Annotated in this window: 10 protein-coding genes; 2 read left to right on the forward strand and 8 right to left on the reverse strand. The window is 37.0% G+C overall.

The window, feature by feature from the left end:
* The first annotated feature begins 43 nt into the window (after positions 1 to 43).
* Complete coding sequence (locus J1899_RS12800) at positions 44 to 1,072, forward strand: DUF1646 family protein (RefSeq protein WP_214474174.1); 1,029 nt, start codon at positions 44 to 46, stop codon at positions 1,070 to 1,072.
* Positions 1,073 to 1,305: 233 nt separating this feature from the next.
* On the opposite strand, the gene J1899_RS12805 is transcribed toward J1899_RS12800, so the two are convergent.
* The 6 genes from J1899_RS12805 to J1899_RS12830 form a co-directional block, all read right to left on the reverse strand.
* Entirely contained in the window at positions 1,306 to 2,304 is a 999-nt protein-coding gene (locus tag J1899_RS12805) for a Gfo/Idh/MocA family protein (protein WP_214474177.1), read from the reverse strand.
* Positions 2,305 to 2,489: 185 nt separating this feature from the next.
* Positions 2,490 to 3,569, reverse strand: coding sequence for a Ger(x)C family spore germination protein (locus J1899_RS12810; protein WP_214474188.1), 1,080 nt, complete (start codon positions 3,567 to 3,569; stop codon positions 2,490 to 2,492).
* The gene (locus tag J1899_RS12815) at positions 3,566 to 4,651 is read right to left on the reverse strand and encodes a GerAB/ArcD/ProY family transporter (protein WP_214474190.1); all 1,086 of its coding nucleotides are present in this window, start codon (positions 4,649 to 4,651) and stop codon (positions 3,566 to 3,568) included. The genes J1899_RS12810 and J1899_RS12815 overlap by 4 nt, the downstream gene beginning before the upstream one ends.
* A gap of 30 nt (positions 4,652 to 4,681) precedes the next feature.
* Entirely contained in the window at positions 4,682 to 6,169 is a 1,488-nt protein-coding gene (locus J1899_RS12820; RefSeq protein ID WP_214474201.1) for a spore germination protein, read from the reverse strand.
* A gap of 119 nt (positions 6,170 to 6,288) precedes the next feature.
* Positions 6,289 to 7,317, reverse strand: a complete 1,029-nt coding sequence (locus tag J1899_RS12825; RefSeq protein ID WP_214474203.1) for a DmpA family aminopeptidase — start codon at positions 7,315 to 7,317, stop codon at positions 6,289 to 6,291.
* Between the two features lie 83 nt (positions 7,318 to 7,400).
* The gene (locus J1899_RS12830) at positions 7,401 to 7,607 is read right to left on the reverse strand and encodes an IDEAL domain-containing protein (RefSeq protein WP_151572673.1); all 207 of its coding nucleotides are present in this window, start codon (positions 7,605 to 7,607) and stop codon (positions 7,401 to 7,403) included.
* A 236-nt stretch (positions 7,608 to 7,843) separates the two neighbouring features.
* Here J1899_RS12830 and J1899_RS12835 point away from each other — a divergent pair, with 236 nt between their 5' ends.
* Entirely contained in the window at positions 7,844 to 9,031 is a 1,188-nt protein-coding gene (locus J1899_RS12835; protein WP_214474205.1) for an MFS transporter, read from the forward strand.
* A 126-nt stretch (positions 9,032 to 9,157) separates the two neighbouring features.
* Here the strand turns inward: J1899_RS12835 and J1899_RS12840 are convergent, their stop codons facing one another.
* Together J1899_RS12840 and htpG are read right to left on the reverse strand one after the other, a co-directional pair.
* Positions 9,158 to 9,640, reverse strand: coding sequence for a GNAT family N-acetyltransferase (locus J1899_RS12840; protein WP_214474213.1), 483 nt, complete (start codon positions 9,638 to 9,640; stop codon positions 9,158 to 9,160).
* A gap of 499 nt (positions 9,641 to 10,139) precedes the next feature.
* Positions 10,140 to 12,017 carry a molecular chaperone HtpG gene (gene htpG, locus J1899_RS12845; RefSeq protein WP_214474216.1) on the reverse strand — a complete coding sequence of 626 codons (1,878 nt, stop codon included), beginning with the start codon at positions 12,015 to 12,017 and terminating at the stop codon, positions 10,140 to 10,142.
* Positions 12,018 to 12,138: the final 121 nt, after the last annotated feature.

Genomic DNA, 12,138 nt, shown 5'->3' on the forward strand with positions numbered 1-12,138 from the left:
ATCCGCGTACACGTGTGGAAATACAAATAATTGGAGTTTGATTATGTTTTTTGGATTGCTCATTATTTTTGCGCTCGTTATGTTATTACCGTTTACTGTAAGAGTCGTTGAGGAAAACTTAGAATTTTTCTTGTTCTTGATGGGATTACTGGCAGCTTTCGTGAGCGGAGTGTTTGACGGCGCCCTTTTCGTTAAGGCTGCTAGTGATCCAATTAATATTGCCATTGCCGTATTTATTGCTGGGTTGTTATTTAAATGGCTGCAGGTGCCTTTGGAAAAATCAATCATCCGTTTTAGTCAGAAAATGCCGTTCCGCTTATTTGCTGCAAGTGTTGTGGTCTTACTTGGCATTATTTCCAGCTTTATAACAGCTATTATTGCTGCATTAGTTCTTGTCGTTGTTGTAAGTGCGCTGAGGCTTGATAGAGCTTCTGAAGTTAGATTTGTTGTACTGGCATGTTTTGCGATTGGATCTGGGGCAGCCTTAACTCCTATTGGCGAACCATTAGCAACGATTGCTGTGAGTAAATTAAAGGGTGACTTTTTCTTATTGTTCACCTTAATTGGACCTCAGGTGATCGCTGTTATTATCTTCTTTGCCTTTCTGACCATTTTATTTGTTCATCCCCCAGCGGATGGAAAAGCTTCATTCAGCAAGAGACCGAACTCAGAAAACTATGAAGAGATATTTGTTCGAGCATTAAAGATCTACTTTTTTGTCATGGGTTTAACCTTCCTTGGTGCAGGTTTTGAACCGTTAATCAATCACTATTTACTTAATCTTGATCCCTATTATTTGTATTGGATTAATATTATTTCCGCTCTCCTGGATAATGCCACACTTGCTGCTGCTGAAATTAGTTCTTCCATGTCACAGTTTACCGTGCAAATGATCTTAATGGGGCTTTTATTAAGCGGAGGCATGTTGATACCAGGAAATATTCCTAATATCATCTCTGCCGGCAAATTGCAGATTACTAGCAAGGAATGGGCTAAATTTGGACTGCCTGTGGGATTTGCTGCAATGCTCGGATTCTTTATATTTGTTCTAATAACTGCAGCAGCAACATAGAAAAGTCTGTTAGCATAGAAAAACAGCTTCATAGACTTATCAATTTATAGATATTTATTTTAGCAGTTTTACCTAATTCATCAAAAAAACCCAAACGATTAGACAGACGATAAATGCAACGTCTTTTAATCGTTTGGGTTTTCCATTTAAGCCGCCTCTATATTGCAGGTTTTTATTCTGATATTTAAGGCTCTGCATTACCTTCTAAACATCGGCAAGACCATTGCTTATCGTCAGCTATTTATTGCCTTCTCGTCAGCTGGGAAAACAATACCCATTTGCTTTCTGGCCTCATCCATGATTTCCAACACTTCAAGAGATGTTTTGAATGAATTAATTTTAGATTCTGTTTCCCCATTTTTAATTAGGTCAATGAATGCTTTTGTTTCATAATACATAGGATCAAATGATTGTGATACCGTTAGATCTTCTGCTTCGCTGCCTCTAAGTACAATTCCAGCCTTTTGAGGTGAACTGATTCGATCAATCATAATGCTGCCTTTCTCTCCTTGTATTTCAGCAGGCAGATTAGAATCAGCAATCTTTGAAAAGAAGACAACTGCCTCTTTATCTTCATACTTCATGATAATGCTGCCTTGACCATCAACTCCGGTATCTAGCTTTATACAGGAAGCCTGTATTTCTTTTGGCTTTCCAAACAATCTAACAAGAGGATAGATGGTATATACGCCAATGTCCATTAAAGAACCGTTCGAAAATGCTGGATTAAAAGCATTTAGAACTTGACCATTTTTATATGCATCGTACCTTGATGAGTATTGGCAATAGCTGGCGAAATATTTACGAACTTGTCCAATTCTTTCTAAATGCTTTTCTACCTCGTTGAAAACAGGCATATATGTAGATTTCATCGCTTCCATAAGCAGCACGTTATTTTCTTTTGCGGCTTGAACCATCTGTTTAAACTCAATCGCATTGGATGCAATGGGCTTTTCACATAAAACATGTTTTTGATGGTTTAAGAAAAGAATGGCCTGCTCAGCATGCAATGAATTGGGAGTAGCTATGTAAACAGCATCAATTTCGTCGCTTTTTGCCATTTCATCCAGATCTGTAAAAATCGTGCTTACATGATACTGATTTGCAAATGTCTTAGCCTTTTCTTCCGTTCTAGAATAAACAGCTTGCAATTTAAAATCCTGAATCTCGCTAGCTGCCTTTAAAAAGCTTTCAGTAATCCAGTTCGTTCCTATCACACCGAATTTAATCATAATCCACCCTCCAAATGTATGTGCAATCTTTTGTTTTCACTTAATTGAACTAATAATATCGTAACACATTACCATATATACATTTTAGTGGAAGAATGATCTGTCATCAAGGTTTTAAGGATGATGCACTGATGTGCCAGCAGGCTCGACTAAATTTAGGTAAGTAATAATTTTTTTAAATGCACCTACTCTAATACTCCACTTTCTGTTATGTTGACCTCAGGCACGATATGAATGGAAATCGCAGGATAAAGATCATCCCATTTTTTCACATCCCAATTTCGGCTTCTCGTTCTAACTTCTTCGCCTACTCCCAGCGGATCAATACCTAATTCTTGAAATTGCTTAACTAGTGCATCTCCTCTTTCTTTTAAATCCTTCTCAAAAGCCTTTTCAATTTGCTGCTTTTTGATTTTCTTTAATCCACCATCAATATATTCACGAATATACGCTTTTATCTTTAAATGAATAGTAATATCACTCATCTCCATTGGTTTAGAGACTTTATAATTTAACGTTGTTCCCATTGAAGAAATAGATACTTTTTCATGATCATTAATTTCCAGCGAAAAAGAATCTCTCTTGCTTTTATGCTCCATTAGGACTCTTAAAAGTGAGAAATCTTTCTCATCAACATGTCCAACCAGTCGGTCGCTATCAAACAATCCAATTGCCTTCAATGTCAATTCATCCTCCGATAGGCCAATTATTGGCGCAATAGGATCCAGTCCTTCAGCATAGTTGCCATACATAAAAAGATGAAGATTTGTTTTTGGAATAACACCAGCTTCCATATTTTGTTCAATTAAGTCTGATAAAAAAATGCCATTATCTGTTTCACCGTATTGCTGTTCTAAAATCTCTTTCGTACTGCCATCAGCTACTCCAATCATCACGTTAGATCCAACAGAAGGATCCCTGGTAAGAGAATCTAAGATAGGTGAAATACCTTTTTCTGCTAATTCTCTACTATATAGTGCTACTTCAAGTTTTCCGCTTACCAATGGTTTTTCTGATTTCAAATTCAGTTTATCTCGTACTTCTTTACTTAAATTATCGGTAGTTGTCAGAGTCTTATTTTTCACTCCGCCCCCACTTTCGTATACTGGATATACAACAGTAACTTCATATTGATCTTCATCTACTAAATCATAGCCCGTTGCAGAAGAAAGCTGGATTTCATCGAGAATTTGCGTATCAATATTCATACAGCCATTTAGAAAAACAATAACAGCAAGCAAAAAGAGCTGAAAGATTTTCTTCATTTCTTCTTCTCCTTCAGTTTATTCCAAACAAAAGAATATGCACTTAAAACTGGGATGTAAACAAATAGCAAGAATAGGCCAAGTTTAGCTGATACATTATTCATCATGTCTATTCTTTCTCTGCCACTCATGAAAATGGTTAAAATGTATACGATTAATAAAATAATGAGCAGTACCTTTTTTTGTTTAATGTTTACTACTTTCCCGATCCCTTCCGCTGCCGCCCAAACCAATAAGCAGATATTCGGTAAAATCATTAGCACCCATGATGTAATTCCGATATATTCAAACCTTTCTACAAAAGGCAGTTCAACAATTTTCCAGAGAGATAAAGTAGCCCATATGTGATGACTTAACTGCTTTTCACTAAAATACCCTATAGTAATAACCATTAGAAATAAATAGATGAGGCAGGTAAGGATGTTCCCAAAATGAGCCCATTTTTGCGAGCTTTTTGCATTTTTTATATAAGGGTAATACATGAGCAAGCTTGAAAATCCCAGGTAACTTAACGACATATCCCTCGTCGCAAGACCCATTTCTTTTATTGAATGATTCCAGATGGGCAGCAAATTGCGCAAGTGAGTATGCTCGAGAGGAAATAAAAAAGTCAAATATAAATACATAGGGATAATGGTTCCTAATACACATATACCAGCAACTACTCGGAATCCTCCTGTTAAGCAATAGTAGATGAGCAAAATAAAAATAAAGGCAAATACATAAATATTAATTGTCGAGAACACCCAGACTTCCACAATTTCCACAAAGCTGCTCAAAACAGTAACTGTTAACAAGATCCAATTCATTATCCATATTAGTCCTAATAATGAACCAATATATTTGCCAAATAGTTTTTTCTGAATCTGTATAATGTCCATTTGGTGGCGGTTTAATAGCGTGTACAGTATAAATATTACTGCACTGACGATTATTGCAGCGGCTATAACAGCAATCCAGCTGTCATTTCCTCCTGATTTAATCACAATCCGCTGAAAACCTAAGATCCCCACTCCAACTTGAATCGCATGTATTAAAAAGAAAACTAGAAAAGGCGAAACTTGTTCTTCCTTTTGTACCATAACAATCGCTCATTTCTCATAAATTCAATTTCACTCGTTTTTGTGTTTTGCTTCTGATTGATTAAATTTCACCGTATCTTCTGTCTGCGCCTGGATTGGTCGCTTGGATTGATACTTAAAAGGCAAGCGGATGAGTGCATCCTTCAAATCAAATACGCGCAATGGGAAAAGAGGTTCAAGAAAAGGTCTTCCTAATGAGGAAAGGCGCAGAAGATGGATCAGTAAAAAACAAAAACTGATAGCAACGCCAATCAGACCTATATAATGGGACATGAGCAGAAAGGGAAATCGTATTAATCGAATTGTGTTGCCCATTTGATAGACAGGGGTAGTGAATGAAGCCAAGGCTGCTAAAGCAACTATAATTAGCAGTACATTACTTGTTAATCCCGCTTCTACAGAGGCTGTACCAATGACGATCCCGCCAACGATACCAATTGTTTGACCTACCTTTGTCGGCAGCCTTGCACCTGCCTCACGAAGTAATTCAATCGCCAATTCAAGTATAAGAGCTTCCAGTATGGGAGGAAGCGGGATAGCGGTTCGTGATGTTACAAGTGTACTAACCATATCCTTAGGGATAAGCTCATAATGGTATGTTAAAACGGCTACATACAAGGGTGTAACCAAGATAGAGAATAAAACGGCAAAAAAGCGGACTAATCTAAAAAATGATGCCACTAGCCAGTTTAAATAGTAATCCTCAAATGCTGAGAAAAATTCAAAAATGGTTGTAGGTCCAATTAAGGCATGCGGAGCCCCGTCCACTATGATGGCAACTTTCCCCTCTCCTAATACGGCTGCCATCCGGTCTGGCCGTTCTGTATCGATAAATTGAGGAAAGGGAGAATGCTGATTATCCTGAATAAGCTGGGTTAAATAAGAACTATCAGCAATTTGATCTATATTCAAATCTTCTATACGCTGAAGAACCGTATTATAATTTTCTTTGTTGGCAATGCCCTCAATATATAATACGCCCACCTTCGTTTTTGAGAGTCTTCCTACTGTTCTCTCCTTGACAACTAAATTAGAAATTGGCAATCTTTTTCTAATCAAATGAATGTTCGTCTGATAGCTTTCCACAAAAGATTCTTTAGGACCAACCACGCTGAATTCAACCTCTGGCGGAGCTACCTGTCTCTCCTTTGCAGACTTAGCTTTTACAAGACAAAACTGCTTGTTACTTATACTGTTATGAATACAAACTGATCCTTGAAGCAAAGCATCCTGAATAAGCGTTACATCTTCGGATATTTTAAGATCTTCAAAAGGAAGCAAGGCGGTCAATTCCTCAATACTTACTGCTTTTTGAACATTGTGAAGAATATCTTTGTGTAATATATCCGCCTCTGTAAGTGTTTCATAAAATCCAATACAAAAGGTTACATGTCTATTTGTTACAAACGACTGTTTAAAATCATCTGATGCGCTTAAATCATTAAATACCGTTTGAATGGTTTCTGCAGCATTTTTATTCTCTGCTGAAGTTTTATCCTTTTTTCTTGTTCTGAACATATATTCACACTCCAGAAAGAGAATGTTAGCAGTAATGCCATTATTTACATTCGTTAGTATGAGATAAAAACAATAAAAAAAACCGGAAAAATCAGCAGATTTTCCGGTAAAAAGATACTTTATTTATCAATTATTGATTTAACAGCTCTGCCATTCCTGCCAATCGTTGTTTTTGCTTTTAACAATGAAGAAACAATTGCTTCCTCAACCATATCAGCGGTAGCAGCAAAGATATCGTCCATAATCCCTTGTTCTTCACGAATGCTTAGCCCTTGGTCGATAAAAGAATCGGCAGAGAAGTGGGGCACTTTATTAGCTGTTGAAAAGGCAATGACAATATCTCCGCTTCCATGGCTTATATGACTCCCCGTCCTGCTCAGCCCTACAGTGCTCCTTTTGGCAACTCGTTTAAGCTGTCTGTCGCTTAATGGTACATCTGTCGCAATGACAATTATAATGGAACCATCCTCAGGTTTATGAATTGAATCTTGATTTATATCATTTATGTATTTACTATAATGAAAATCTCTAGGGTTACCAAAATTACTTAACACGAGACAGCCTAACATAAAATCTTGATCACTTGTATAAGGAATCCTCCTGGAAGCAGTGCCAATCCCTCCTTTGTACCCAAAACAAACCATCCCCTTGCCTGCCCCGACTGCGCCCTCTTCACATACATCACTTGCCTCCTCAATTGCAGCTATGGCATGATGCGGTTTTACCGGTAATAATCGAATTGAATTCAAATAGCTGTCGTTACATTCACCTGTAATAATATTAATTGTTCCTGTTGTATCACCTATCTCCTCGTTTTGCTGCAGCATATATTGTAATGTTCCTTGTGTTACAGCTGAAACACCGAATGTATTTGTCAGCATAATAGGCGATTCCAATAATCCAAGCTCATTAAGCTGTACAAGTCCTGTTGTTTTACCGAAACCGTTTATAATATAACTTGCAGCGATTACTTTTTCTTTAAAAAGATTGCCGCTATGCGGCAAAATGGCCGTCACTCCTGTACAGGCGAATTCATTGGAGGACTCATACTGCTCGTCAATGGTCACGTGCCCGACCTTTACTCCCTCCACATCTGTTATGCAGTTTTTCGCCCCGCTATTATACCTTCCAATTTTAATGGTACTCATCCTTTTTCCCCTTTTATCAGTTTGAAGTAATTCACCACACACAGAAAAACAGCCCCCTATAAAGCAGGGACTGTTTGAATAAATTAATTTAATTGTTCTGTCAGGTCATTTAATTCTTCTGTCAATTTCATGAATAATGCCTGGTCACGATTTTCGAGGGTCTTATCAATTTCATTGCGAAGCTTTTGGATTTTATACGTCAGCAATGCTTCATTTAACACCTTTTCCGCTAGGTGTGAGACCATGTTTTCCTCAGACTGATGCGGTGAATAGAGCGTGTGCTTTTCCATTTGAAATCAACCCCTTGACTTTTTTCAATTATAGCAAAAGTTTTCTGATTTTTCAATTCTTTTTTCTTCCTGTATTTATAAGTTACCACAGCAGCCTTGTACTTAAACATTTAGAATAATCAAGGATATTTTTGGCTTTTTGATATGCTTTTCTATCAGTTTCCTGTAAAATAGTGTTTGTTGTATTTAGGAAAGCTAAATATGTTAAACAGATATTTCCAATAGGAGGAGTATGTATGGGGCAATCAAAACAAGCAGAACATGCAGGCACACAAGGAAAGCCCGAGAAAATCTGGACAAAAGACTTTATATTTATTTGTCTGGCCAATTTCTTTGTATTCCTCGGATTTCAAATGACATTGCCAACATTGCCGCTATTTGTTGAAGAGCTAGGCGGAAATGATCAGCTTATAGGAATTGTTGTAGGCATATTTACTTTCTCTGCTTTATTGCTGAGACCTTATGCTGGTCATGCATTAGAAACGAAAGGAAGAAGATATGTTTATTTAATTGGTCTAGCTATTTTTGTTTTATCTGTTGGATCATTTGGATTTGCAGCAAGCTTAACTCTTTTGCTCGTCATTCGGATCATTCAAGGAATAGGCTGGGGGTTTTCCACCACTGCTTCAGGAACGATCGCAACAGATATCATACCTGCTAAACGCCGTGGTGAAGGAATGGGGTATTATGGTCTGTCCGGTAATATCGCCCTTGCCTTTGGACCGACGTTAGGCCTGGCATTTGTAGGTGTTTTATCATTTCAGCAATTATTTCTAATTTGCGGTGCTTTAGGGTTAACTGCATTGCTACTCGCACGTAATATTAATTACAAAAAAGTGGAAGAGCAGCCTGTTACTGAAAAAAGAAAATGGGATGTATATGAAAAGAGTGCACTGCAGCCTTCATTGTTATTATTCTTTATTACAGTGACTTTCGGCGGCATCGCTTCATTTTTGCCAATCTATGCAGCACAAAGCAATGTGACTGGGATTGAGTGGTATTTCCTGCTGTATGCAGTGGCATTGCTAATAAGCAGAACATTCGCAGGCAGATTATATGATCAAAAAGGGCATCGGGCTGTATTTATTCCAGGAGCACTGCTGATTATTGCGGCAATGGGCTTACTTGCATGGCTGCCAAATAGTCTTATTCTATATGCAGCTGCTGTTTTATATGGTTTAGGTTTTGGCACCGTTCAGCCAGCACTTCAAGCATGGTCTGTTAAGGAAGCACCAGCAAATCGCAGAGGCATGGCAAATGCTACTTTCTTTTCCTTTTTTGATTTGGGTGTGGGAATTGGTGCCATAACATTTGGTCAAGTGGCACACTGGCTTGGTTACAGCAGTATTTATGTTGTGTCCGCTATATCTGTTTTTATATCACTACTTCTATATATCAGCTTTATTGTGAGGAAAACAGCCTAATAAATTAAGTAAAGTGGCGTCTGTAACTGACGCCACTTTTTTGTATTGTATTTTAAAGGATGAAAAAAAAGGTTATGACTTGGTTTTAATTATATATAGAAATTTTATAAGTTCTTCAGTAATTAATTATTCGATCGTATCATTCTTAATCATTGTTACAAATAGTCCATTGTCCGTATTAAAGAATCTTTCCATTTCAAAGCCAAGTTTTTTATAAAGTTTAATAGCTCTCTTATTGAAATGAGCAACCGTTAACCTTAACGGCAAACAAGGATTGGCACGCTGTATAAATTCCAAAATCAGTGTACAAAAGGCTGTTCCATGACCATGTCCAGTTAGATCTGGCTTCATTCCCAATCCTACATCCACACAGTTATCTGCATATGCATTAGCCTGGTGACCTGCAGGAACCTTTGCAGCATTGCCTACACAAAAAAATCCGTATAATTCATCAGTATTATTCACAACAACAAAATAAGTGCCATCTAATAGCTCTTCTAACTGACCTTCCTCTTGCTCAATATTATAAAAATCATATGGTTTTTCGTAGCTCCATTCTAATATCTCTTTGGCATATCCCTCCGTCATGCTGCGTATAAGTAAATTCATCTGTCATTTACTCCCCTTTACAAAAGCTGTCTCATTAGAGTGTGCTATCTTCATTGCCATTCTTCTCTTCATATTTTAGCTTCATTTCTTAGATCTTCACACTATTTTAATCCACTTTTTAGTCAATTCAAACTATTGGCTCATCTGACTTTAAACCATACTCATTTTCAGGGTAAAAAGTCTTATGAGTTCTATCCTTTTCATTTTAATGTTTACTTTACTTTTTTTATCCGGGCTTGGTGCATTGTCTTCAGCCTTACAGCAAGATCACCTTGATAACAAAAGTCGAAATTTACACCTATGCTTCATCGGCTGGCATGCGGGGTGTTATCTTTTCCTCGCATTTCTCCGAGTGTGGTTCACTCTGCTTCAGTCCACCTGATTTTATCCAATTAAACACAAAAAAACCCGAACCATTAAACAGATCAAAATACCTGCTAATAATTCGGGCTAATTATTGAATGTAACACTTAGTCTAAGTTTCTTGCCAGTGTACTGTTTAAACCATTACCTTACAAATATTGTTGGTAAATTCCACAGGATCTTCAATTGGCAAGCCTTCAATAAGTAATGCTTGATGATAAAGAAGGTTTGTATACAATGCCAGTTTTTCTTGATCTAGGCTGAATGCCTGCTGCAGAGCGTTCATTACCTCATGGTTCGGATTAATTTCCAATACCTTTTCTGCTTGTACATTTTGGTTGTCCGGCATCATGCTAAGGACTTTTTCCATTTCTATCGTTACTTCTCCATCAGCAGTGAGGCAGACTGGATGTGTTCTTAACCTTTTAGATAGACGGACATCCTTTACTTTTCCTTCCAGCAATTGCTTCATGCTTTCGAAAAGATCTGCGTATTGCTGGTTATTTTCCTCATTGTCATCCTGCTCGTCTTCTTCAATCCCAAGATCTGCGCTGGATACAGACTTAAATTCCTTTTCTTTATAGGTCATTAGCATTTTAATCGCAAATTCATCCACGTCATCAGTGAAATATAAAATTTCATAGCCTTTATCGGCTACAAGCTCAGTTTGCGGTAATCTGCTAATGCGTTCATTTGTCGCACCAGTAGCATAATAGATGTAATTTTGATCTTCAGGCATTCTGGCAATATATTCATCCAACGTAACGAGTTTCTTTTCTTTAGAAGAATAGAACATTAACAGATCCTGCAATGCTTCCTTGTTAGCACCAAAATCATTATATACGCCGAATTTAAGCTGGCGGCCAAATGACTGATAAAACTTTTCATATTTCTCCCGGTCATTCTTTAATAGACCTTGCAGTTCACTTTTAATTTTTTTACTGATATTTTTGGCAATCAGCTTTAACTGACGATCCTGCTGAAGCATTTCACGGGAGATATTTAAAGAAAGATCCTCAGAATCGACCAGGCCTTTAACAAATCCAAAATGGTCCGGAAGCAGATCTGAACATTTATCCATAATCAATACACCGCTGGAATATAACTCAAGTCCTTTTTCAAATTCCTTTGAATAGTAGTCAAACGGAACGGTTTCAGGAATATATAAAATGGCATTATATCTGATCGTTCCATCAACGTTAATATGTATGGATTTTAGCGGCTGATCAAATCCATATCGCTTTTCATGATAAAAAGATTCATAATCTTCTTCTGTTAACTCACTTTTATTCTTTTTCCAGATTGGAACCATACTATTAATGGTTTCTTCTATTGTTTCATCTTCGTATTCATCCTCAGTGCCTTCCTTGAGGGTACTTTTTTCTGTATCCATTTTGATTGGATAACGAATAAAGTCTGAATATTTCTTTATAATAGATTGCAGACGATAGGTTTCTAAGTAGTCATCGTAATTTTCTTCTTCGGAATTATCTTTAATATTTAAAATAACCTCTGTACCTACATCTTCTTTTGTCCAAGGCTCGATTGTATACCCGTCTGCACCCTCAGATGTCCATTTAAACGCCACGTCACTATTCAGAGATTTTGTAATGACCGTAACAGTATCTGCAACCATAAACGCTGCATAGAAGCCAACTCCAAATTGGCCGATAATATCAAAACCATCTTTAATTTCATTTTCAGACTTAAATGCTAAGGAACCGCTTTTAGCAATCACGCCTAAGTTATTTTCAAGTTCTTCTTTTGTCATCCCTATTCCAGTATCACGAATGGTTAAGGTACGACCTTCTTTATTAGGAATTACTTTTATGTAATAGCTGTCTTTATTAAATGTTAGATTTTCATCTGTTAGAGCTTTATAGTAAATCTTATCAATCGCATCACTTGCATTTGAAATCAATTCTCGCAGAAAAACTTCCTTTTGAGAATAAATAGAATTAACCATCATTTCTAAAAGACGTTTAGACTCTGCTTGGAATTGCATTTTTTCCATAGTAAACTCCCCTTTCTCATTCTATGTTAGCACTCTAAAAGCAAGAGTGCTAACATAAATTATTTATCATACCTATTTACGGTAAGTCAATAGAGTTTCACTAATTTTAGGAAAATACTTT

This window comes from Cytobacillus gottheilii (assembly GCF_018582665.1).
In the GTDB taxonomy this organism is placed as follows: Bacteria; Bacillota; Bacilli; order Bacillales; family Cytobacillaceae; genus Cytobacillus; species Cytobacillus gottheilii.